Raw genomic sequence first — 23,587 nt, 5'->3', positions numbered from 1 at the left:
TTAATCAATAAACAGCATTGCTTTTAATAGTATTTAACTTACGGGAAGTATACCCATAAATATTGTTTAGAGAAGTAAAAATGTATTTAATTAAATTAATCTTAACTAACGTCAACATAAACCATCATTAAAAGATAGTTTTTGTTAACGGGGTAATTAGCATGACTTCTTATTTCAATATTACAAATAATACTTAGAAATAGTACCTATTCTTTTAATGAAGAAATACATAAAATCATTAAAAGAGCATCAAAATGATCCGTATTACCTTGTATCTAACACAAAACTTTTTCGAAAAAATTTAAAATAAGTTTCTCTATTATTGATTAATAATCACCTCTTTTTTCCATCTGCATTTTTATAAAAAATTATTTATAGAATTAAGAAATCCATAAATAAATATTAAAAACAGATAATAAATATCATTTTAAGCGTAAATTTAAATATTATAAGACTAATTCTTTTGAGGTATTAAAGGAAATATATAGTTATTCAAAAACAAAAATTTAATGGCGATCATCATAAGTCGTTATTATCAACAGGAATAATCAACCATCATGCAACAAAATGATTTATTTTGTTGCATTTATTTATTGCATAAAACTTACCAGAAATATAGTTGTTTTTACTTAAATTTAAAGTGAATCATCATCACATTATTTATTTTTATAATTTTAAATTTCAATACTCAAATATCAAGTAATTATATATACGCAATTAATGAATTTAAACAATAAAAATAAAATATAACATATTGATTAAATTAAATATTTTTAATGCAACAAAATAAATCATATTGTTGTAAAAATAAAACCAATTCAAGGTGGTTTTAATATGAGTAACATCAACCAATATAAGAGTAAAAAGAATCCATTAATTGATTCGAATATAACTTTATATTTGGATAAAAGTAATCACACTTATTACTTTAATTGTGTTTATTGCCATTGCTTACCTGCATCTTATCTATCAAAGGTAAAGTCCAAATATAAAAATAAAAATTAAAAAACAGATATAAGAAGGAGTTTAATTATGACTGAAATAATTATAGATATAATATCCATATTCTTCGTACTAATTTTGGGCTTCTTTGCAGGAAAAAGAGCTTTTTTATCACAAGATCAAGCGCAAGGATTAAATAAACTTGTTTTAAATTTTTGCCTTCCCGCAGTGTTATTTATGAATATCATGAAATCAACCAGAGAAGAATTATTTTCTGATGTTCGTTTTTTTATTGTTACCATTATTGTTTTATTAGGCTGGTATATTATTGCCTTTCTTGGCGCAATGTTTATTTATAAACATAATAAACAAGAAGCGGGCATTGCTGGCCTCAGTGCAGCAGCCCCTACCGTGGGTTTCCTTGGAATTGCAATTTTAGCGCCAATGTTTGGTAGTTCAGCCGCATTGAGTGTTGCCGTTGTTGCGCTTGTCGTGAATGTACTACAAATTCCGTTAGGGATGTTTTTTGTCACACCAGCGGGTTCAAGTCCTATATCAGCCTTGATAAAAGCCATTAAAGAGCCTGTTGTTTTAGCGCCTATTTTGGGATTCATACTCGTCTTATTGGACATAAAAATTCCAGCTGAGATAGCGCCGTATATCAACCAACCGCTCTCTTTAATTGCTCATGCAAACTCTGGTGTTGCTGTTTTTGCTGCTGGTTTAGTTATCTCTGCACATAAATTGTTATTCAGTATTGAAGTCGTATCAAACTGCATCATCAAAATGATATTCGTACCTGCTTCAATGCTGATCCTCGGATTACTCGTTGGCATTCCTCATCCTCATCTAGAACAAGCTGTTTTATTAGCCGCTTTACCGCCTGCATTTACAGGTATGGTGATGGCAGGACGCTTCCAAACTTATGTTCAACAAGCCGCATCCACTCTCATTATTTGTGTCATCAGCTTCGCCATACTGGCGCCAGTATGGATCTTTATCATTCAATCCCTTTTTTCGTAATAACACAAAGATAACTCTATTAAGGAGATATAACTATGTCACAATTTAAATACGAATTAGAGAAACAAGCTCCTCGATTAGGTCCCGGTGGGATCACTCGCGGTGCTTCAGTAAAAGAATTTCCTGCAAGCATTGGTATTGCTGGTGTTTCTATGCGCGTAGAAGCCGGAGGTATGCGTGAACTTCATTGGCATGCTAATGCAGCTGAATGGGGATATGTTGTTTCAGGAAGTTGCCGTACAACTTTACTAAGACCAGATGGCTCTTGGGCTATTGACACATTTTATCCTGGTGATACTTGGTATTTTCCTAGAGGTTGGGGGCATTCCATTCAAGGACTAGGACCTGATGAATGCCATTTTATTTTAATGTTTGATAACGGTAATTTCTCTGAAGATCATACATTTAGTATTACAGATTGGCTCGCCAGTACCCCAGCAAAAGTCGTTGCCCAAAGTTTAGGGATCTCACTTGATGAGGTTGGTCAACTTCCTAAAGGGGAGGCTTATTTTGCAAAAGGTGCAGTTCCTAATGATGAATCTTTTATTTCAACAGAAAGAAAAGAGAGTGAATTAATCACCGTACATCGTTACCCATTAATGGCACAAGAGCCGCGTAGAGTGCCTGGTGGCGGTACACAAAGAACTGTGACAGTTGAAGAGTTCCCGATTGCTGAAACAATGGCTTGCTCGGTATTAGAAATTGAGCCAAATGCAATGCGTGAACTTCATTGGCATCCAAATGCCGATGAATGGCAATACTATTTAGAAGGTGATGCCGAAATGGGCGTTTTCCTTGCGGAAGGGCAATCAGTCATTGACCAATACGCTGCTGGAGATATTGGATATGTTCCCATGGGAGCTGGCCATTATATTAAAAACACCGGCACAGGGGTTTTACGTGTTTTAATTGGTTTTAATCAACCACATTATGAATCTAATGACCTATCTAATTGGTTATCAACAAACCCTGCGGATGTATTGATTACTAATTTAGGCTTGCCACCTGAAATAGTAGCAAAATTACCAAATAGAGGACATTTTTTTGTTCCAAAAAAATAGTGAATATTAATAAATAACTTTACTATTTGAATAATGGGTTAAGGAAATAATATCCTTAACCCTTTTTTGTATTTAATTTATTATTTTTTATCTAATCTTTATTCGATAAATACTTCATTCTTGTCGATTTATGACCGACTTTAAATAATACCCAAAATCAGTATCAAATTTATCTTTTGTTAAATAAATATATATCTAGGCCTAAGAAATAATTTATTTTAAATTTTATGATATAAGGTATATTCCAATAAATATATAAGCAAATAAATATCAGCAACACACATCATTTAACTACAGTCAATTTACGCTCTATTATTTTCACTCGCTATCAATTATGATTATTTACGAAATAGAGTGTTGTTGTATCACAATATTAGAACCATGTTTAACTAATTCATTTAAAGCGATGTATTAAGGTGAAACTATGAAAAAATATTTTATTGCTGGTCTAATAGCTGCATCATTAACAAGTATTTCAGCATTCGCTGATGATGCGAAAAAAGATGCTAAACCTATGTCAACGTGGACTTGTGAAGACTTCCTAGCTATCGATGATAACTTCTACCCAACGGCTGTTGGTTTTGGTGAGCTATTAACGAAAAAAGATAAAGTAGAAGATGCAGTATTAGATGTTGATGGCATTCAAACACTGACCCCAGTTGTCATTGAAGCCTGCAAAAAAGATACTAAAGCAAACTTTGTAGAACAAGTTAAAAAATCAAAGTAATCTTAAAATGATATATAATGCGTAACGGATTATGTTACGCATTATTATTCTAAATACGTCATCGTGATGTAATCCTATATTTAAAATGAGCTGCAATATCTCAATAAGATTATATTTCTCAATTAATAACAAATTTTGTCATAATTAATAACAAACCATATAAATACCATAATCATTGTGGCTTTATTATCCCTTTTATCTCCCTTTCATATTTAGCAACTTATTGTTTATTCAGATTTTTACAATAATTAGTTAATCACATATTTATCTATTTCATGTTTCAATGTTAATATCCCGCACAAAGATGATTATGGCTATCATTTAGATTTGCATTTACATCACTCGCTAAATCGAGCTCCAGCGAAAAGCCTTTGGCGTCCTGTATCACGAAATAGAGTGGATTATTACTAGGGGATAATTATGTCTACGCTTCACAACTACACGCGACTCGCAGCAGGTATTTTAGCCGCGGTTTCTTCAATTAATGCTTTTGCGCAAGAAGAATCCGACAAAATGATTGTTACCGCATCTGGATATTCTCAACAATTACGTGATGCGCCAGCAAGTATTACTGTTATTTCAAAAGAACAGCTACAAAATAAACCTGTTCGCGATTTAGCTGATGCCGTTAAAGATGTTGAAGGTGTCAGTGTTGTTGGTAGTCCAAACAAACAAGATATCAATATTCGTGGTTTACCCGGCGAATATACCTTAATCCTTGTCGATGGTCGTAGACAAAATAGCCGTGAATCTCGCCCTAATGGTAGTGGTGGTTTTGAAGCTGGATTTATGCCACCCGTTGAAGCTATCGAACGCATCGAAGTCATTCGTGGCCCAATGTCTTCTTTGTATGGCTCTGATGCCATGGGCGGTGTTATCAATATTATTACCAAAAAAGTCTCTAATGAATGGCATGGCAGTGTGACAGCAGGCACTATCTTGCAAGAAAACAGTGATTCGGGTAACTCAACAGATGGCAACTTCTATCTGGCAGGTCCTCTTATTCAGGATAAACTTGGCATGCAACTTTATGGCGGTGGCGATTAAACTGCAATGAATGTTTATCCGCCATCATATTGATATAAATGACATCATGATATTCAATAAACTCTTGCTATCAGGCTTATTACTTTCAATGACATTGACTGCTTTCGCTCGACCGTCTCAAAAGATCCCCGTTTTAAATGAAGCCGTTAGTCAATTTTATGACATTCAGCATCATGATATGACAAATACTCAAGCAGAAACAAAACGGACTTTCCGGATTTTTAGTGCCGTTCCACTTTCTACATCCTCACCAAGACCTATTTTATATATGCTCGATGGGAATGGGTTATTTCCTTTAGTGGTTAATCAAGCAATACAACAAATTCCCGAAGATAAACTACCGATTATTATTGGTATTGGTTACCCTACAGATGAAGCTTTCCCAAAAGCACTACGTGACCATGATTATACACCACAGGTGCCAGGAGAAGCATTTAAGCATGGTGGTGGTGACAAAGCGCTATATCAATTTCTTGAGCAACAAATTCGCCCTTGGGTCGAACAACAGTTCCCTCTTGATAAACAAAAACAAACCTTATTTGGCCATTCATTTGGGGGATTGTTTACGTTAATGACTTACCAAAATCATCCTACAGCTTTCCAATCTTTTGTTTCCGCTAGCCCTTCACTTTGGTGGGGAAAAGGTGAAATGGTCAATCTGATGCAATTAACCGCTAAGCAAAAAGCATCGCCTATTTTTATTACATTAGGAGAGCTGGAAGAAAAACCGGATTTATCACGCCTGAGTGAAGAGCAAATTCAACATTATCAAACACGCTCTAGCTGGATCACTGCTCGCCAAATCTGTAAAAAAATAGATAATAATGGCCGAGATTGTGAATTCACCTTGTACCCAAACAAAAATCACGGTGCAGTTATTCCAGATGCAATTACTAAAGCACTCGAAGTCACAATTAAATAAATAGAGAAGCCATACATTAATCTATGGCAAAAAGACCATATACCCTAAATGGGCCTTAATAAATCTTGGTATAAGTTTGTTAATAGCCCATTTTCTGCAAATTCATGTTTTATCCACTGAGTCACTAATCCTGTTGATGCATGTTGAGTTGCTAATAACATTCGCGAATTTTGTCTAGGATTACGGATCTGCTTACTCACCAATAAACCATTTTTTACATATTCTTTAACCATATAATCTGGCAAAAATCCGATCCCCACCCCTAAAATATGGCACTGGCATTTCGTTATAAAATCAGGAACCTGTATTGCCTCTTGGCCATGAAGTAGCCACCCAACACGTTTATTAATCGTGAGAGCGGTATCTTCAACCATAATATTTGGATAAAGCCGTAATTGGCTTTCAGATATCGGCTCTGGTGCTAATGCTAAAGGATGGGAAGATGCGATAGCAAATTGCCAATGAATGGCCCCAATTTCTGCGTAATCAATTCCACCGCCATCCATTAATGTTCCCGGTGCGCCGATCGCAATATCGGACTGATTATTAATCATAGAATCCCATACGCCATTATACACTTCGGTTGTGATTGTAATTTGACAAGTTGGAAACTGTTTTTTTAGAAGTTGCAGCAATTTAGCTGTATGATATGGCGTATATAGCAGTTGGTTAATACAAATACGTAATCGTGATTCTATGCCTTGTTCTATTGAATATATACTCTTTTTAATTAAATAAAAGTCATTCAATAGTTCCGTTGCTTTACGATAAAAATAAAAACCCGCATCTGTCAGTTCAATATTTCGAGTATCACGAATAAACAATACGACATCTAAATACGTTTCCAAACGTTTAATTGTATAACTTACCGCTGAAGTCGTAATGCCTAATTCTTCCGCAACTTTACTAAAACTTGCATGCTTTACTGCGGTGGTATAAGTCAATAAATTTTCTTCGGTAAATATAGAATTCATGCTAGTAACCTAAATAATATCATGTATTCAAATAAGAATTTCCTGTGTACTCAATTTTAACTGAACCTGAAAATTCTAATAGCTATTGTTAGATTACCAGAAACATAAGCAAATATAGAGTAATTAATTTTTAATGCCTTTTTTTATCAAAAATAACCTAATGAATATTTATCTTCAATCTAAAAAAGATAATCATAGTTTATTTTATTTACTATTACCCATATCAATAAAATAACTATAATATCTAAATTATTTCACATAAAAATAACCAATATAAAATTAACTACTATAATAACCCGATATTAAGCTAAACATTGATTAATATATGGCTATCTGAGTAGATAATTTATTCAGAATCTCAGATAGTCAAATCATATATTTTATTTTTGCCATTATCTAATCTATTAAGCTAGATTAAATTTTCCTTCACTAATTTCAATATATCTGGAAATTCATAATACCCCTCGCTATCTAAAAAATGTCCTGCATTCTCGAAAGTGAGAATATCAGTATCGAGTAAATTAGCTAATTTTCTAGAGGAATTAGGTGATACAATTTTATCATCCAATGAAATAATAGAAATGCGAATATCTGAAATAGACTTAAGATAATTATAATCTAGTGTGACATCTGTATGAGATTTTAATTCCGGTAATGTTTCTTGTTCATTAGTAAAACCAGATACTAATATATATCCACCAATTTTACATGGGTTAATATCTTGAGTTGTAAGAAAACGTAATAATGTTACACAGCCAAGGCTATGACCAATAAAAAATGTATTTTTATCTAAATCGATCTGGTAACCATTTAAATGTTGCAACCAACATTCCGGGTCTGGATCTTGTGAATTTGGCATTTTAGGTACAATAACGGAAGCACCGAGTAACTCAAGTTGTGATTTTAACCAAGGAAACCAATTTTTTTCAGGTGATGCAGTATACCCATGAATAATAATAATTTTTTTATCTTTTAACACTTCAAAATCTAACTTATTATTTACCATAATATTGCTCTCTTTAGAAAAATCTCATGATTAATTTACCTTTATTTATATTAAAACTAAAAATAAGCTTTTGATATTAATAATAACCAAAATTTAAGGTACATCAATCTCATCTAATTTTTGGTAATAATCTTATTATCGAAACATATGATGTCATTATAATCACCTAACAGCCTAATAAATGGATACCTTACTAATGCAAAATAACATTCAACTATCAGATAAAATATTAAAATCCTTTCCATCTAGAGAATTAACACTTACGCCTTTAAAAGGTGATGGTGGGATAATTCGTACATCTTTACTCACTCTTGTTATGCTAGCTTTTATAGCATTCTTTATATATCAAATTCCTAATATTGCTTATGATTATAGAATCAGTCAAAATGCAATTCCTGTTGACGCATATGTTGATGGTTCTTGCAAAACTAGGTTGCTTGTTATTACAGATTGTGACGTCGATTTACGTTATCAAGGCCACTCCGTTTCTCATAGTTTTACTTTTTTAGGCTTTAATCCTGGGGATATTGAGGTATTACCTCTCGCTGATGCAAATGATCCATCAAAATTAACTGTGGATGTAGCTGTAGATAATGTAGAGCTCCGTTTTATTAGCGTTATCGTTTTAATCTTATTATTTATAGCTTGTATTATTATCTTTATCCGCTCTCAGATAGTCACAAGCCAAACCAAAAAAGCGCTATTATCAGTAGGCACAAAGCCACTCAAATTAACAGCAATCCCAGCAAAAGTAGTTAATGTTAATCGGCAGTTTATTGCAACCTACAAATTTGATTTCAATGGTAAACAAAAATCAAAGAGCTATTCTGGTAATAAAAAAACAGCTCCATTTTCTTTTGAAAGAGATGGAAAAAGCTATATTTTTGTTGTTTATGATCCGGAACAGAACATTCCTTATGTACTTGACCTTCCATTAAAAAGAATTCAAGCAACACCCGAAGAAGTACAACATCTTTATAGTGCTCTCACCGAAGAAGGTATTATCTAGTCAAAAATAAGCTGCTTAGCGAACAGTAAAACATAGCAAAGCAGCTTATATAATTAGCTCATTCATAGTTATACCTTACTAAGGCATTATTAATAATAACCAAAATGGTTAAATATACCATATTAAATACTCAACCTATTAGATAGATAAAATTATTGAAATAACTTTATTGCACTAATGCCCTCTTTATATTGTCTAACCTTAAATCCTTTTAACCTTAAATTAATCATAATATGTTTAGATAAAAAACATTCTGCACCACGGCAATATACAATTATTTCCTTATTCTTAGGTAATAAAGCAAGATAATATTCAAATGTCTCAAAAGGAACATTAACAGCCCCCGGTAAATGAACATTATTAAATTCTTCAATTGATCTTACATCTATTAACATAATTGATTGTGTTCTTAAGGCATCAATTAATTCATAATGGGAAATATAACAATTTTCATCATCTAAAATTTTTTCTTGATTAACGAGTTCTCTAAACTCTTTTCTGGCATAGTCAACCTGCTGTTTCAATGAAAAAAATATACTTATCACTGGTTTATTAGAAAGACGATAGTAAATTAATTTACCTTCACGTCGACTTTCTACTATACCAACGCGTTTTAAATGCTGTAAATGTTGAGACGCATTAGCAATGCTTAGCTTTAATAATTTAGCTAAACTATCAACAGAGAACTCTTTCTGAACAAGATGCTGGATAATATTAACTCTATGTGAATTACCTAATGCTCGCCCTAACTCCGCACACTCAACTAACAGCTGTTCACATAAATAAGCCTGTATTGGCATTTATTTTTCCTTATACAATAAAATAACTATTTTTATTTCAATTACATTTTATTTTTACAATATAGTCTAAAATATCTTTAACTTGATACCATTTCAGCAAAATATCATCATTAATTGATTTTTCAGTGCATTGTTCAACCGCTGTAATAAGCTCTAACATCTCTAATGAATCAATATGCAAATCTAAAATAAGCCTAGAGTTCATCGATATTAATTTATCATGAGCTGAATACGTTAAAATATTATTGATTTTATCTATTAACCATTTTTTATAATCTTCTGTGCATTCATTTATCTTCTTCATACTTAATGACTACATATTCACAAAACCATTATTATATTGCTGAAGATCTTTCAATAATTGAATTAATAACTGAATTATCGTTTCAAAATGATTATTATCTTGACGGAATACTTCTAATAATCGGGAAGCATTATTATTGATTATATTTTTTTGACTATCTATCCCTGTTTGTAAGGTTTGGAATATTTGAGGCTGTATATCATTACCATTCCAAGCATCCGTTTTTAATATTGATGATAGAATTTCTTTAATAGATTTAAAATCTGGATAGATATTTATTTTTTTACTGTCGAAATTATCCTGTTCAACAGCAAACCCTTGACCTTCTAATTTTCTTTTCCAAAAGGCATATTCCCCCTCTTTGCCTTTAATTGAGAATAATGGTGTTGCATTAGTTCTATTTATATCCCAAGATGCAAAATATTCCTCAAGAGTTAGATGTTTATTTTTCATATCATCATGCTTAACACCAGAATATTCAGAGACAGCTAAATCTAAAGATTTAGCAAAATCGATAGCATTAAATTTTACTTTTCCATCTTTACCACTATGAATAAAATTACTTATTTTTCCTAATTCTGTATTTATCTTTTCCATATATTTTGTTGATGCTTTAACAACATCACCAAAACTAGCTTGGTAATCAGAATGTATATTTAATATTAATTCTTTAATACCATCTATATGTGAACATCCATTATCTATTGGCTCATTAATCGATTTTAATACTCTATTAACACTATCTTTAGATAAATTAATTTCCCGTATTATCTCTCGTGCTTTTTGTGTAATTTTCTGATAATTTAAATTATCATTAGAATATGGATATTTAATATCATCTACATGATAGCCCAATTCGTTTAATAACATTTCAGCCTTCTGAATATTTGGCACATCAGAATTTAAATTAATGCTTGATTCAAAATGCAGAGGTTCTGATAACTTATCCGTTATTATTTCTGAAATAGGTAACGTGTTTAGTTGATGGTTAACATATTTTTGCATAATATCGAGCTTCATTGCTCTATTTAACCTCGTGTCGCAATTACTTGTAGTGTTCTTTGCTGTCCTTCAACAAGATTACGTAATATTTCAAACATTCTTTTCACTAAGTCGAGCATCGTCTCAATTTGTTTTTCTTTATCACCTGCAATAGAACGTGCAGTTTCTCCTACATCTTGCTCCATTATTTTTAATGCTTCTAACTCTTTCAATTGCATTTGATTTGCAGCAACAGCAACCTGAGAAAAATTATCAGACAACCGCGTTCCACTGTCTATAATTCCTGATTTAGTCCTAAGGATATTTGATAACTCATGATAATTAGCTCCTTGAGATAGCTCCTGATTATTCATTAAATTTTTCTGTTGCTGTAAATTCTTTGCTTGTAATAAACCACCTGCCGCCGTAATACCAAATGAAATCACAAAACCTAATAATGCTCCTTTTAAAGCCATTTTCCCTTCATCAATTGTCGCTTGTGCATTTTTTTCAACCATTTGAGTTTTTAATTTTAAAAATTGAGCATTAATTTGACGATCAGAGATATCAAGCATTGTTCTCACTTTACTCAATAAATGGCTCAGTTCTACTAAAATATCATTACTAATCATGCCAGAAAAATGGCTATTTTCTACTGAACCAATAGATTCAGACCTTAACATTACGTCATCATGATTATATCTTTCTGTCATTATGTCATGAGTTTTTTCTCCCATGACCAATAATGGAATAAGTATTTGAGAAAGTTGCTTTAACTCATTGTCATCTAATGACGCAATAGTAGAGAACATTTTTGTAGATTGATGACTTTCATCTGCAATAATTTTTTTTAAGCTTTTCTCTACTTTATTGGTTGACAATTCTTGCATAAAATCCAAGTTATTAATGATATTAGATAATTCATCTTCGTCTAATGCTACTAATAATGGATTTATTTTTTGACTATTTGTTAGTGCATTTAAAAATGGTTGTTCATTTTTAGGTGATGTGACTGTCTTAGTGATATTCTCAATATCAATATTTAATAAGGGTTTAACCATGATATTATTAATATTTTCATCACTACTTACTTGTAAAGAATGTGAACTAACATTCTTTACATCATTATTAAAAATAGATAAATTCGGGTATTGAGTGAGCTGTACCATATTAATAATCTCCCTATTAAGCAAACTTTCCTAAATTAATTGAATTTGTCTTTTGTTGATCCGTTTGTTTGAGTGATAATAGCATTCCTGTGAAAATATCATTCATCTGCTCAAATTTATCCGATAATGTTTTAATCAGTGTTTCAAGTAATTCATCTAATGCTTTAATGGTGTCACTATTTAATGTCATATTTGCAAGTGCTGTTTTTAAATCCTGATTTTTAGCGCCAGCATATAAACGAAACCCTCCACTTGTTGCAGAGCTCACAACTGAAACGGCAATGCCCGTTGCTTTAGCGCCCACTTCAATATGGCTCGCCAGCGTCTTTTGCGATTTAAGTGCCTTAGTTGATTTTTCAATAAATTGGGTTGTTTTCTGAGATTTATTAGCACCTTCTAATAATTTACTTAATTTAGCTAAATCCGGAGATTTTTTTGCTAATAGCTTCACGACCCCAACAATAAGAGCCTTTGGTAAAACTTTAATCGCCCCTTGAATAATATTTTTAGTGTGGTTAGAAATTGTTTTAGCCATATTTGTTACTGTGCTTTGCATATTTTTAAATAATGAAGAACTTGATAAAAAGCCAATAGCAAGAAAAGCAGCCGCCGCAATAACTATTCCAAGAATATTGGCAATCTGTTTAGCTTGCTCTGCTTCGACACCAAAACAAATCAACACATCTGTCATTACATGAGAAATCACCCCTGCCATTTTTTGCATTAAACTTCCTTGTCCTGTTTCTTCTAAAACAATATCAGTCACTGACATTGCAATACCTAATGCAGCAATTGCTATTGTTAATGGCGCAGCAGAACCAAACGAAGCCACCGTTGCAACAACAGAAACCGCTAATAAAACATAACTTAAAGTTTTACTTGCACAAGAGGCCGACTTACTTGCATCCTCAGCTTTACGTTGTGCTTCCTCCGCTTCTTGAGCTTTATTTTCAGAATCTTTACGGGAAGCGGTACTAATTTGTTCCATTACACTTTCTTGCTCTTTTAAGCTGCGAAGAGAATCTTCATTCATCATTTTTTTCAGCTGAGCAGTTAGCATTGTCAATAATGCAAGGGTGTTTTCCCATTTCGGTCCATCAATTTCGACAGAGAGCGGGGCATTTTCTATAAATAAATTTAACTTTATACGGGCATCATCAGCCTCAATAGCTAAGCTAGCCACATTATTGTAAGCACTTTCAAGTTTACTCTCAGTATATGCCAAATCATCATTTAGCATATTTATATCAGATGTTAATCGCATTTGTTCTGATAAAAAAAATGATTTATTTTCCTCCGTTAAATTAATTGAATTAAAAGCCAACTGCTCCTTGATGTTATTTAATTCATTATTCATCAATAACAATTTCTTTTGATTATTTGTATATTCATCTCTTATTAGTTTAATATCCTGTTCTTTATTTTGTAATTTTTGAGTGCAATATTCAAATTCATTTAATAAATATGTTCCTTGTTGATTTAATGATTCTGATTCAGCTTTTATTCTGTATAATTGACTCTGTATATGGCTGATATTACTTTCATTCAAAATTTTACGTAATGAAGATAAAGAAGAAATAAAATTGATATTTGAACTTAATTTTCTCTCTGGTATTTTAATTTTTGGTTTATGGTCAATATTACTATTATTTATATCTTCATGTAACTCTAAATTACGACAAGCATCTTCCATACCAAATACGAGTTTAGCGATATCTTTTCCTATTTCTATAGGATTGATCTCTTGTTGAAAGAGTTTAACTAAATCAATTCTATCAGATACAATATCAATATTATTTATTTTATCCATTTAAAATCCATATACTATATTGATGTATTTTTGTGCTCAGATTCGATTTTTTCAATATTTTTTCTAAGGCATCTAAATAAATCTGAGCTTTAACTTTTAATTCTCCATCTGAACTATGTTTGTATACACTTTCAAAGCAATGTAAAGCAGCACTGCTTTTTTTTAAAATTAAATTGCATTGCCCAGCATGAAACAAAGGCCTATAATCATCTTTAGCCAATACAAATGCTAAGGCATATAATTCTACTGCTTTTTCAAACCGCTTAGTTAATTGATAAACTGCAGCTAACCCCATAATATAATCAGTATTATAAAAATCATAAATACTCAAAAAACGAAAAAAAACCTCTGCTTCTTTTAATTTTCCTTGTTGATAAAATTCATAAGCATATGAATAAATACCATCCATCATATCTTGTGAAATACCATGAATATCTTTATATGAAGCACCTCGAATTAGAGCAGATGTTATATTATTTAATAATTCAACATCATTAAGATTCTGTTTTTCTTTTTGATTATCCATATATTAACCTTATCATTATTGATATGATGCAATTTATTATGGTCACATCATAAATAATTTAATTAAATGTTTCTTATAAAAAACGACATACAAAAAATCCATATTAAAAATTATTAATCTACTATGATTATTTACTTAAACTATCTTTCTCTATTGTTCTTAATAAATCATCATCAAAATCTATTCCCATTTTTTGTAATTCAATCTGTAGTAACCAATTAATAACTTGCATAATATTTTGTAAGCCATAATCATCAATAAAGCTATCTTTACGATATGCCCGCCATAATTTTCTAGCTAAAGGGATATCTTTAACAACAGGAACACCCTGTTGGTAAGCATACTTAATAACCATTTTTGCTTGTAAACCATGACTTTTAAATAATAAAAAAGGCAATGGTGCAATATCAGAATTATAGTAAATAAGTAGTGCAATATGTGAAGGGTTTGCCATCACAAATGTTGCATTACGAACATTTAATTTTATTTCCTCAGATAAAATTTCCTGATGTAAATTTTTTCTTGCTCTTTTTAAATTTGGATCACCTTCATTATCTTTATATTCTTTTTTTACTTCCTGCTTCTCCATTTTTAACCCTTTAATGAACAGGAAAAAATCTATAAAGATATCAAAAAAAATAATAATAAATGAAACACCAAAAAAAACCTTGATAAAAGTAATACAAAGTTCTATCCATTGATAAATAACAAAATTAATCGATGCATGATATAGTGAAAAAATTTCATTACACCATATAATAAAAAACAAGCCCAATGAAGATAAGATAGAAATTAAGTAAATGAGCGATTTAATTAAATCCTTTAATGAATTAATAGAGAATATTTTTTTATTCCTGATATCGGGTTTAATTTAGTCAAATCAAATTTAATTGCATCAGTTGCTAAACGGAAACGACTTTGTAAAAGTGAAATAATTGCGCCTGACAGAAAACAGGAAAATAGAATAGGTAGGATAATTTTAAAGAAAATTATAGCACAATCATATAGTAATATATTTATATTAATATCATGTGGTGAAATCAACACCCTTTTCATTAAAATGGATATTTCAATAAAATTACAATTCTCAGTCAATATATATAAACCAAAAATTAAAACTATCGTTGTAACGGCATCCTTACTTTTAAAAATCTGCCCTTTTTTAGCTGAATCTTTAATTTTTTTATCAGTCGGTTTTTCTGTTTTTTCAGCCATCTACTTTTCTTATAAAAAAACATTAGGTAAAATAAATATATTATATAATGGCGTAAGATAAATCATATTAATTAATATAACTGGCACCTCATTTTTAAAATACAGTAAAAAAACAATAAATGCAGAAATTGATTTTATTGATAATGATAATGAAAAAGTATTCAACTGTGGACAAAATCGCGAATATAACCCCAAAGCAACTTCACTAATAAATAAAGTAATAAGTATGGGTATAGCAAGTATAATCCCTTTAATTACCATCTGATTAATCCATTCACCTAGTAATAAGCTATTAAATTGTGAAAACCCTACAGCAAATGGTAATAACTGGTAACTTTTATAAAATATGTTTACTAATACTAACAATCCATCCTGAGATAAAAAAACAACACAAATAATATAACTGATAAAAACAGAAAATTGAGATGCTTCTGTACCAATTGTAGGATCAATAATACTACTAATAGTTTCTCCACGCTGAGTATCGATAATTTCAACAATAATATTTGCAATCATAAAAGGTAATGCAAGCATTAAGGAAATCACTATTCCTATCACTAATTCATATAAAAGGCTCTCAATAACAGTCACTATCTCCCATTGCATTTTATGCTCTGAAATTGTTGGCCACAATCCCAATATAAAATAAATTGTAATACAATTTTTAATTATTCCATTATTTAATAATTTATTACTGAGAAACGGTAAAAAAAATAATACAGGAGCAATTCGTCCCCACGCAATAACTAAAGTAAATAATATTTCCTGTAAAGAAAAATAGAGTGATGAATAAAAAGTGAGTATCGTCTGATTCACCCAAACATTCCTATTGCTGGTATCGCAGTTGTGTATACCTCTAATGTGTAGTTCATCACTTTGTCAGATAACCAACCGGAAATAGTGAATAAAGATCCAAAAACTGCCAACAACTTAATTCCAAAAGGTAAGGTTTGCTCCTGTAATTGAGTCACCGTTTGGATTAGCCCAACGAATAAGCCCACAACGGTTGCCACAATAACGGGAATAGCCGAGAGCATCACAATTAATATCATCGCTTTATTACTACTATAAATAATCTCTTCCATTAATCCTTATCCATGTGGCATAAGCTCAATATATTGCATTACTAATCCTTTGGAAATGAGTGACCAACCATCAATCGCAACAAATAAAATCAATTTAACTGGTACAGAAATAGTAACAGGACTCATCATCATCATTCCGAGCGCTAAAAGAATGCTAGAAATCACTAAATCAATTACAACAAATGGTAAATAAATATAAAACCCAATTTCAAAAGCAGACTTAATCTCACTTAATGCATAAGCTGGTAATAATGAAAATAATGTTACTGAATTTTCTAACGCTAAAATCTGTTCTTCATTACGCTCTTGCTGCACAGATTCAAAAAAAGCCACTAATTGTGGATCAGCATATTTCTGTAAATAGATTTTATAACGTTGCAATCCACCTTCTACAAAATTTTCGATTGATGCTGTATCTGTAAAATCAACATTCTCTTTTTGTAAATGCTGATGAATATCTTGCATTACAGGCATCATGACAAAAAGCGCCAACATCATAGCAATACCATTTAATACCATTGTAGAAGGAACTTGCTGAACTCCCATTGCATTTCTAACCATAACTAACACAATAGATATTTTTAAATAACAGGTTCCAGTCGCGATTAAAAAAGGTAATAATGTTGCCAAAGATACCAGTGTTAATAAAGCGATCTCATTTGAGATAATAGGCATATTAACTCTCTTCAATCACCTAAACTTGCCATGCGATTAATTTCTAAGCCCAATTCTTCACCATTTCCGATATAAACTAACTCTCCTTGTGCAATAAGCTGTTTATTTGCGTACACCTTCACCTCACGCTCTTTATTTTCACCTATCGAGTACACCATTCCCGGTTGAATATCAGCTAATTCTGCAACTGATATTTCACTTTGCCCTAATACAAATGTCAGTTTTACTGATATGGATTTCATATCAAAATTCATTAATACATCATCCACAAAATCTTCTTGATATTTCGACTCACAATCTTCGGGTGGCATATCAATCATTTCATCAATCATAAATTGACCTTTTTGCTGTTTTTGAAACCTTGCGATTGGCCGCCTCTCAATACATATCTGAGGCTGCAAATATTGAATACAAAGCACATCACCTAATTCAATAGAATTTAAAAGCGCAGCACTAATCATGCTGTAACCCCATACCCAATCAATCTGTAACGCTAAGTTACTCCACACCTTATTTTTTATAGATTGTTTAATGAGAGGTTCAATTGGAGATTCAAGTAACGTCTTGCCAAGATATTCTTCTTGTACCGATAACCAATATTGTTGAGAACAGCAATCTTTAATCACTTCAATAAACTTGCATTTAAACGTCCCGAAAAATAATATTTCTTCATCATATTCCGAGCTCATTAAATCAATAAGATTGATATCATCAAGTGCTTCCCAAGCATAATCACCTAACAATGGCCAACGGTAATGACACCATTCATTGACACGAACAAGCACACATGCTTTTTCATCTCCACTTATTAAAGTTAATCGAAAATAACGTGTGTCATATTTAAATTCAGAAATACTAAGATGAGGTTGATAATATAATTGCCACTTTTGAACTTGAATTTTTTGCCGACTCACTCTTGGGATCTTTAACATTACTACTCATCTTCTTGTTCAGGTTGATGTTGGTCTTGAGGGCTATCTTCATACCTGACAGATAAAGGATATTCACAATGAAAAAAGTGTTGGCTTTCATGCAAAGCACTATGAACCGCAAAATTATTGGTAATAGCCAATAACTTTTCACCTTGCTCACTAAATTTAAATGTTACCGATGGCTTATCCTGCCAATGACTGAATGTATATATTAGGCGGCGTCCTACCGTTGTTTTCATCTTATCAGCAGAATTTTTCTGTATCTCCTGACCTTCATTGACTGGATAAATAGATAATTGCGTTTTCGTTGAATAAACATCCAAAGTTTCCTGACAAATATCTCTGCTAGGCAAGGTATTTTGTTGAGATATCGATAAACTTGGGACCCTCCCTTCCTCTAATTGATCATTTGAAGCAGAAAAATAATCAATTATCTCATTTTGAGACTGCTCCAAAATACTTTGTGAGCTAATGGGCAATTCATTCTTTAAATCATATTTAAAATTTTGCTCAAATAAGAAGGTATCAGAATTAGCCATATTCCTGCTTTGGGGCCTATCATTCAAACTTATTTGTAATGACTCAGACTGTATATTTGTCAAATTAACCAGTTTAGAATGTTGAGATAAATACCTATTATCTATAGCTAACGCCGTCTTCTCATTAGCGCTGGTTTTTACAGCTATTTTTGTTTGATGATGATAATTTTTTTCTGGAATAAAATGATTACCAGTAGGTAATTTACTAATATGCAAACTATTTGTAGCTGTCAAATTAGATGTGCCCACATCTAATAACCTAACCTCTTGCAATGATTTGGAATTACTGCAATCAATATTATTTTCATATTGATAAGTTTGTAACTGTTTTAAAAACGATCTTGTTTGATATCTACTCATTGGAAATTGTGACAGCAATGGTGCAAAGGTTTCTTCTGCCCGTTTTTTGCGTGATTTAATCAACATTAAAGCTAACGCTTTTTTCGAAATCACTTTTTGGAGATATTTTTTAAGCTGTGTAACTGGTTCTGGGAGTTTTTCAATTTTAGCTGAAAAAATCTTTATATCGTCAATTTCTAACGAAGAACTAAATTCAGATACTGAGTTTTCCTCTAAGAGAGATTGATGATTAATATATTCTGACTCATTCATCCCCAATTTTACAACGGCCATAAATAGTTAATTCCTCAATTTCATTTTGTTGCTGACATGCCAATTTTAAACATCGATTCTTACTTTGCTGCTTGAGATAATTTCGGAATTTTTCGCACTTACTACTAAGACTAAATAAATGTTCCGCAGTATGTTTTAGTACTTGCTGATGTCGAGCCAATTCATCCGCTATTTCATCTAGTTGATATTTATAACAAGCAATTTTATTTAATAATAATGCTTTAATTCTTTGTTGTTCCCAGAAAATAATTTTGCTAAATTCCTCTGGTTGTTCATATAACGAACTTTGTATTTCTAATATTTCTATATTAGATTGAATATCTAGCTGTTTTTTTCTAATGTATGAATAAGTGACTGTTGCTTTATTTGCTTTTGCTGGGCTCGGTCAAAACGCCTTTGTGTTAATTCCAATAATTTTACCAACATTAACAAGCCAACTGAGCTAAACGATTAAGTGTGTCATCAAATGATCCATATTCATCCATTCCTTGCTGAAGGAATTGAGTAATAGCTTCTTTTTTATCAAGAGCATTATCATTTTCAATATTCTCACCACGCTGATATTCACCAACCTCAAGATAAAACTGAATATCTTTAAGACGCGATAATCTATCTCGAACAATTTGAGCGGATTGATAATGAGATGTGGTTGTCACTTTTTGAAAGACCCGACTAAGACTGCGCAAAACATCAATAGCAGGATAATGCCCAGCACCGGCTAATTTATGGCTTAAATAAATATGCCCATCAAGAATTGAGCGAATTTCATCCCCAATTGGGTCAGATTCCTCCTCACTTTCAAGCAAAACTGTATAAAATGCCGTGATTGAGCCTTGCTTCATTCGTGCAGGCCTTTCCAGCAAAAGGGGTAATTGTTCAAATACTGATGCTGGGTAACCTCTCCTTGCAGGAAGCTCCCCCCGCAGTTAATGCAACATCGCGTAATGCTCTAGCATAACGTGTCATTGAATCAACAAATAACAGAACATTTTTACCAAGATCACGAAAAAATTCGGCAATAGTTGTTGCAAGCAATGCAGCATTACAGCGTTCAATCGGCGGACTATCCGACGTCGCATAAACTAAAATAGTTTTTCCTACATGCGGAGAAACTTGCAGTTCCTCTATAAATTCAACTACTTCACGTCCACGTTCACCAATCAAAGCTATAACATAAATATCAGCTATAGCATGGTTAATAATCATGTTCATTAATGATGTTTTACCGCTACCTGCGGCAGCAAAAATACCAATCCGCTGACCAAACCCGCAAGTCAGTAAACCATCAATAGCACGGATCCCCGTGACCAAAGGTTCATCAATCCCTTTGCGCTCGCTAATATCCGCAGGTGGGTTATCAATACGCATCACTCTGTTTGATGAATAATTTTGCTTAAGTATTGTTGAGCATAAAGCTCCAACTTGTTTACCTGAAGCGGTGAGAATTTTACCAACTAACTGTTCATTCATCGAAAAAGTAAAAGCCGCTCTAGTTGGTCGAATTATCATTTCTCTGGTTAAACCATGAGCACGTCCAATTAAGCTGAGTATTGTAGAATTCTTTTTAAAACCAATTACCTGAGCTTTTGCAATAACTTCTTTATCGAATAAACTACGCTCAATAATACAAATCTCACCAATAAAAACCCCATGTAATGGGGCTTCAATTAAACATCCTTGAATATGTACAGGATGCGCACAAATATCAAAAAACTTCATCATTTAAGATACGAGCAATGTTCTAATTTGGCTACTATACTCAAAAAACTCCTCAAAACTGCCAGAAAATAGTTGAATATCATCAAGAGCTGAGGGTTTTATAACAGCCGAGAGCATAAACATATCATCGACCAAATGCAGTGCCGGTTGGCCGGGCTGAAAATGTTTCGGTATATATTCGATGATCATATTTAATAATGAATAACTAAGCATATCCATATTTACAACACTATGTTCAGCGATATGACTCCATATAATTATTTCATCGCCAGAAAGATCGATATTAATTGATGGACTCTCATTCATCTCTAACTGAATATTAGAATGACAATCTAATTGTGGATTAATTAATTCTTTTCTTCCCATTAAATTTAAATAATTATTTAAAGCTTCTACAAAGCGATACTTCATTAAAACTCCCTTATATTGTCTTAATAATATTTATCTTTACCATTTCAGAAATCTCATTAAATGAAAGAACTTCTAATTCAGGAAAACGACTTTCAAGAATTCGTTTTACAAATCGACGAATATCAACAGGAACTAACACATTAATATCTCGGATAGATACATGACTATTATCTAATGCGAGTTCCGCAGCTTGAATTAAATCATTAGTCTGTTCCGGCTCTAAGTGTAAATAACTACCGCTTGATGTTTGGCGAATTCCTTGGCGGATAACATCCTCAAAATTTGAATTAATCATCAGCACATTTAAACGGCCATCAACCGCAAAACGTGAAGAGATATAACGTGCCATTGATGTACGAACATGCTCAACAAGCATCATGCTATCTTTCTCTTTAGGCATCCACTGAACTAATGTTTCAATAATTAATTTCATATTCCTAATTGAGATTTTTTCCATTAATAGGCGCTGAAAAACCTCTGTGATTTTTTGTACTGTTGCATGGCGATAACACTCTTTTAATAATTCAGGAAATTTATTTTCTAAGTCATCCAGTAGATTTTTTGTTTCTTGAATACCAAAAAACTCATTAATGTAACGTAATAATAGTGTACCAATACAATCAATCATTTCAGTAATATCATCACGGGTAATAAAACCTAATAATTCAACCTGCTCAACATCTTGTTCAGTAATCCAAGTATTAATAACACCATATTCATCAGTAAAATGAAATAATTCGACACCTAAGCTTCCTAACTCATCATTCATCGTCAATAAGCGATAACCACCAAAATATACGTCATATTCACCCGCTTTTATTTCATTTATTAAAATAATAATTTTATTCTTTGGTACTATAGGCGAATAATTAATAGCAATATCAGGAATACGATATCCATATCGAATAAATACCTCTTTTTTTATTCTAGATAAAAAATTTTTATCATCTAGAATGGGCTTGTACTGCTCATATACCGAAATAATAATAGGTAATGTTTCTGGAATATATTCTTGTTCAAAGTGGCTATTTTCTCGTTGTGTCTCACCTTTTGTAATTTCTGAATTTATATTTGTATTTTCTATCACAGTATTTTGTTGGTTGTTTTTATTATTTTTCAAAAATCGAATCGTGAATAATAGAAATAATAAACCAGATAAAAATATAAATATACTAATGGGAAATCCAGGTAAGAATCCAATAAATAAAACAATAAATGCGGTAATTAATATCGTAAAATCGTTAGCAAATAACTCTAGGACAATATTTTCACCTAAGTTTTTATCATTTCCGCCAACACGGGTGACAATAAAACCCGCACTAATCGCAATCAATAAAGCGGGAATTTGTGCAACTAAACCATCACCAATGGTCAGGAGAGTAAAGGTATTCATTGCGGTAGAAATATCCATTCCTTGTTGAGCAATACCCACTGAAATACCCCCAATCAAGTTTACAAAAATGATAACAATACCCGCAATAGCATCCCCTTTAATGAATTTCATTGCACCATCAAACGAGCCAAATAGTTGACTCTCTTTTTCTAAGTCGCCCTTGCGCTCTTTTACTGTCGCTTCATCAATCACACCAGCTCGTAAGTCAGCATCAATACTCATTTGTTTACCCGGCATTGCATCTAATGAAAAACGTGCCGCGACTTCTGCTATTCGCTCAGAGCCTTTAGTAATGACGATAAATTGCACAATAGTGACAATGGCAAAAACAACAATTCCAACGACAAGGTTATCTTGAATAACAAATTCACCAAAAGTGGCAACAATATCCCCTGCATCAGCATCAAGGAGAATTAGTCGGCTGGTACTAATTGATAATGCAAGACGAAATAACGTGCTAATTAATAAAATAGATGGAAATGATTGAAAATTTAAGATCCGCGTAATATAAAAAGAACCCATAAATATCAGCACTGCGATCATAATATTTAAGCCAATCAATAAATCGATTATCAGTGTAGGTAACGGAATGATAAGCATTGCCACGACCATCACCATAATAAGTAAAACAATTAATTCAGGGCGGTTTCGAATAGCTAAAGCTAATTTAATGGCAGAACTCAT

The 23,587-nt window shown here is 32.1% G+C and carries 20 protein-coding genes and 3 pseudogenes; 6 read left to right on the top strand and 17 right to left on the bottom strand.

Annotation, left to right across the window (positions count from 1 at the left end):
• Window positions 1-1,032: 1,032 nt before the first annotated feature.
• The 5 genes and pseudogenes from OO7_RS02400 to OO7_RS02380 all read left to right on the top strand — a co-directional run bounded on the left by OO7_RS02400 (window position 1,033) and on the right by OO7_RS02380 (window position 5,722).
• Window positions 1,033-1,965 carry an AEC family transporter gene (locus OO7_RS02400; protein WP_008914370.1) on the top strand — a complete coding sequence of 311 codons (933 nt, stop codon included), beginning with the start codon at window positions 1,033-1,035 and terminating at the stop codon, window positions 1,963-1,965.
• A gap of 35 nt (window positions 1,966-2,000) precedes the next feature.
• Entirely contained in the window at window positions 2,001-3,026 is a 1,026-nt protein-coding gene (locus OO7_RS02395; RefSeq protein WP_008914369.1) for a cupin domain-containing protein, read from the top strand.
• A 424-nt stretch (window positions 3,027-3,450) separates the two neighbouring features.
• Entirely contained in the window at window positions 3,451-3,753 is a 303-nt protein-coding gene (hdeA, locus tag OO7_RS02390) for an acid-activated periplasmic chaperone HdeA (RefSeq protein WP_008914368.1), read from the top strand.
• Window positions 3,754-4,173: 420 nt separating this feature from the next.
• Window positions 4,174-4,791, top strand: a pseudogene (locus OO7_RS02385) (TonB-dependent receptor plug domain-containing protein); the annotation flags it as partial.
• A gap of 97 nt (window positions 4,792-4,888) precedes the next feature.
• Entirely contained in the window at window positions 4,889-5,722 is an 834-nt protein-coding gene (locus OO7_RS02380; protein ID WP_236620667.1) for an alpha/beta hydrolase, read from the top strand.
• A gap of 44 nt (window positions 5,723-5,766) precedes the next feature.
• On the opposite strand, the gene OO7_RS02375 is transcribed toward OO7_RS02380, so the two are convergent.
• Together OO7_RS02375 and OO7_RS02370 are read right to left on the bottom strand one after the other, a co-directional pair.
• A complete protein-coding gene (locus OO7_RS02375) occupies window positions 5,767-6,696 on the bottom strand; it encodes a LysR substrate-binding domain-containing protein (protein ID WP_008914365.1) in 930 nt (309 codons plus the stop codon).
• Window positions 6,697-7,105: 409 nt separating this feature from the next.
• The gene (locus tag OO7_RS02370) at window positions 7,106-7,702 is read right to left on the bottom strand and encodes an RBBP9/YdeN family alpha/beta hydrolase (protein WP_008914364.1); all 597 of its coding nucleotides are present in this window, start codon (window positions 7,700-7,702) and stop codon (window positions 7,106-7,108) included.
• A gap of 196 nt (window positions 7,703-7,898) precedes the next feature.
• On the opposite strand from OO7_RS02370, the gene OO7_RS02365 reads away from it, so the two are divergent.
• Window positions 7,899-8,711 carry a hypothetical protein gene (locus tag OO7_RS02365; RefSeq protein ID WP_008914363.1) on the top strand — a complete coding sequence of 271 codons (813 nt, stop codon included), beginning with the start codon at window positions 7,899-7,901 and terminating at the stop codon, window positions 8,709-8,711.
• A gap of 152 nt (window positions 8,712-8,863) precedes the next feature.
• Here the strand turns inward: OO7_RS02365 and OO7_RS02360 are convergent, their stop codons facing one another.
• The 15 genes and pseudogenes from OO7_RS02360 to OO7_RS02290 form a co-directional block, all read right to left on the bottom strand.
• Complete coding sequence (locus OO7_RS02360) at window positions 8,864-9,511, bottom strand: metalloregulator ArsR/SmtB family transcription factor (RefSeq protein ID WP_008914362.1); 648 nt, start codon at window positions 9,509-9,511, stop codon at window positions 8,864-8,866.
• A 37-nt stretch (window positions 9,512-9,548) separates the two neighbouring features.
• Window positions 9,549-9,815, bottom strand: a complete 267-nt coding sequence (locus tag OO7_RS16930) for an acyl carrier protein (protein ID WP_008914361.1) — start codon at window positions 9,813-9,815, stop codon at window positions 9,549-9,551.
• Window positions 9,816-9,824: 9 nt separating this feature from the next.
• Window positions 9,825-10,835 carry a hypothetical protein gene (locus tag OO7_RS02350; protein ID WP_008914360.1) on the bottom strand — a complete coding sequence of 337 codons (1,011 nt, stop codon included), beginning with the start codon at window positions 10,833-10,835 and terminating at the stop codon, window positions 9,825-9,827.
• 8 nt (window positions 10,836-10,843) lie between these two features.
• Complete coding sequence (locus OO7_RS16145) at window positions 10,844-11,965, bottom strand: membrane protein (RefSeq protein ID WP_008914359.1); 1,122 nt, start codon at window positions 11,963-11,965, stop codon at window positions 10,844-10,846.
• Between the two features lie 16 nt (window positions 11,966-11,981).
• The gene (sctE, locus tag OO7_RS02340; protein WP_008914358.1) at window positions 11,982-13,775 is read right to left on the bottom strand and encodes a type III secretion system translocon subunit SseC family protein; all 1,794 of its coding nucleotides are present in this window, start codon (window positions 13,773-13,775) and stop codon (window positions 11,982-11,984) included.
• Window positions 13,768-14,301, bottom strand: coding sequence for a type III secretion system translocator chaperone SicA (gene sicA, locus OO7_RS02335; RefSeq protein WP_008914357.1), 534 nt, complete (start codon window positions 14,299-14,301; stop codon window positions 13,768-13,770). The genes sctE and sicA overlap by 8 nt, the downstream gene beginning before the upstream one ends.
• Before the next feature lie 127 nt (window positions 14,302-14,428).
• Window positions 14,429-15,516: pseudogene (locus tag OO7_RS02330) on the bottom strand (EscU/YscU/HrcU family type III secretion system export apparatus switch protein).
• A 9-nt stretch (window positions 15,517-15,525) separates the two neighbouring features.
• Window positions 15,526-16,332 carry a type III secretion system export apparatus subunit SctT gene (gene sctT, locus OO7_RS02325; RefSeq protein WP_008914356.1) on the bottom strand — a complete coding sequence of 269 codons (807 nt, stop codon included), beginning with the start codon at window positions 16,330-16,332 and terminating at the stop codon, window positions 15,526-15,528.
• The gene (gene sctS, locus OO7_RS02320; protein WP_008914355.1) at window positions 16,329-16,601 is read right to left on the bottom strand and encodes a type III secretion system export apparatus subunit SctS; all 273 of its coding nucleotides are present in this window, start codon (window positions 16,599-16,601) and stop codon (window positions 16,329-16,331) included. The genes sctT and sctS overlap by 4 nt, the downstream gene beginning before the upstream one ends.
• A gap of 6 nt (window positions 16,602-16,607) precedes the next feature.
• Window positions 16,608-17,267, bottom strand: a complete 660-nt coding sequence (locus OO7_RS02315; RefSeq protein WP_201764243.1) for an EscR/YscR/HrcR family type III secretion system export apparatus protein — start codon at window positions 17,265-17,267, stop codon at window positions 16,608-16,610.
• A gap of 20 nt (window positions 17,268-17,287) precedes the next feature.
• The gene (locus OO7_RS02310; RefSeq protein WP_008914353.1) at window positions 17,288-18,208 is read right to left on the bottom strand and encodes a FliM/FliN family flagellar motor switch protein; all 921 of its coding nucleotides are present in this window, start codon (window positions 18,206-18,208) and stop codon (window positions 17,288-17,290) included.
• Between the two features lie 2 nt (window positions 18,209-18,210).
• Complete coding sequence (locus OO7_RS02305; protein WP_008914352.1) at window positions 18,211-19,380, bottom strand: hypothetical protein; 1,170 nt, start codon at window positions 19,378-19,380, stop codon at window positions 18,211-18,213.
• Between the two features lie 425 nt (window positions 19,381-19,805).
• Window positions 19,806-21,099, bottom strand: a pseudogene (sctN, locus tag OO7_RS02300) (type III secretion system ATPase SctN).
• Between the two features lie 3 nt (window positions 21,100-21,102).
• Window positions 21,103-21,510: an InvB/SpaK family type III secretion system chaperone gene (locus OO7_RS02295; protein WP_008914349.1), complete on the bottom strand. Its 408-nt coding sequence runs from the start codon at window positions 21,508-21,510 to the stop codon at window positions 21,103-21,105.
• 10 nt (window positions 21,511-21,520) lie between these two features.
• Window positions 21,521-23,587, bottom strand: a complete 2,067-nt coding sequence (locus tag OO7_RS02290; RefSeq protein ID WP_043892775.1) for an EscV/YscV/HrcV family type III secretion system export apparatus protein — start codon at window positions 23,585-23,587, stop codon at window positions 21,521-21,523.

It is taken from the genome of Providencia sneebia DSM 19967, from assembly GCF_000314895.2.
In the GTDB taxonomy this organism is placed as follows: Bacteria; Pseudomonadota; Gammaproteobacteria; order Enterobacterales; family Enterobacteriaceae; genus Providencia; species Providencia sneebia.
The sequence above is the reverse complement of the archived record's forward strand: the minus strand, read 5'-3'. Positions and strand labels throughout refer to the sequence as shown.

Excerpts from the sequence above, each read along its gene's own strand:
- OO7_RS02400 (WP_008914370.1), top strand. The coding sequence starts at position 1,033 with ATGACTGAAATAATTATAGATATAATATCCATATTCTTCGTACTAATT.
- OO7_RS02375 (WP_008914365.1), bottom strand. The coding sequence starts at position 6,696 with ATGAATTCTATATTTACCGAAGAAAATTTATTGACTTATACCACCGCA.
- OO7_RS02295 (WP_008914349.1), bottom strand. The coding sequence starts at position 21,510 with ATGAAGTATCGCTTTGTAGAAGCTTTAAATAATTATTTAAATTTAATG.
- OO7_RS02370 (WP_008914364.1), bottom strand. The coding sequence starts at position 7,702 with ATGGTAAATAATAAGTTAGATTTTGAAGTGTTAAAAGATAAAAAAATT.
- sicA (WP_008914357.1), bottom strand. The coding sequence starts at position 14,301 with ATGGATAATCAAAAAGAAAAACAGAATCTTAATGATGTTGAATTATTA.
- OO7_RS02305 (WP_008914352.1), bottom strand. The coding sequence starts at position 19,380 with ATGGCCGTTGTAAAATTGGGGATGAATGAGTCAGAATATATTAATCAT.
- OO7_RS02395 (WP_008914369.1), top strand. The coding sequence starts at position 2,001 with ATGTCACAATTTAAATACGAATTAGAGAAACAAGCTCCTCGATTAGGT.
- sctE (WP_008914358.1), bottom strand. The coding sequence starts at position 13,775 with ATGGATAAAATAAATAATATTGATATTGTATCTGATAGAATTGATTTA.
- hdeA (WP_008914368.1), top strand. The coding sequence starts at position 3,451 with ATGAAAAAATATTTTATTGCTGGTCTAATAGCTGCATCATTAACAAGT.
- OO7_RS02360 (WP_008914362.1), bottom strand. The coding sequence starts at position 9,511 with ATGCCAATACAGGCTTATTTATGTGAACAGCTGTTAGTTGAGTGTGCG.
- OO7_RS02290 (WP_043892775.1), bottom strand. The coding sequence starts at position 23,587 with ATGAGTTCTGCCATTAAATTAGCTTTAGCTATTCGAAACCGCCCTGAA.
- OO7_RS16930 (WP_008914361.1), bottom strand. The coding sequence starts at position 9,815 with ATGAAGAAGATAAATGAATGCACAGAAGATTATAAAAAATGGTTAATA.
- OO7_RS16145 (WP_008914359.1), bottom strand. The coding sequence starts at position 11,965 with ATGGTACAGCTCACTCAATACCCGAATTTATCTATTTTTAATAATGAT.
- OO7_RS02350 (WP_008914360.1), bottom strand. The coding sequence starts at position 10,835 with ATGAAGCTCGATATTATGCAAAAATATGTTAACCATCAACTAAACACG.
- OO7_RS02310 (WP_008914353.1), bottom strand. The coding sequence starts at position 18,208 with ATGTTAAAGATCCCAAGAGTGAGTCGGCAAAAAATTCAAGTTCAAAAG.
- OO7_RS02380 (WP_236620667.1), top strand. The coding sequence starts at position 4,889 with ATGACATTGACTGCTTTCGCTCGACCGTCTCAAAAGATCCCCGTTTTA.
- OO7_RS02365 (WP_008914363.1), top strand. The coding sequence starts at position 7,899 with ATGCAAAATAACATTCAACTATCAGATAAAATATTAAAATCCTTTCCA.
- sctS (WP_008914355.1), bottom strand. The coding sequence starts at position 16,601 with ATGGAAGAGATTATTTATAGTAGTAATAAAGCGATGATATTAATTGTG.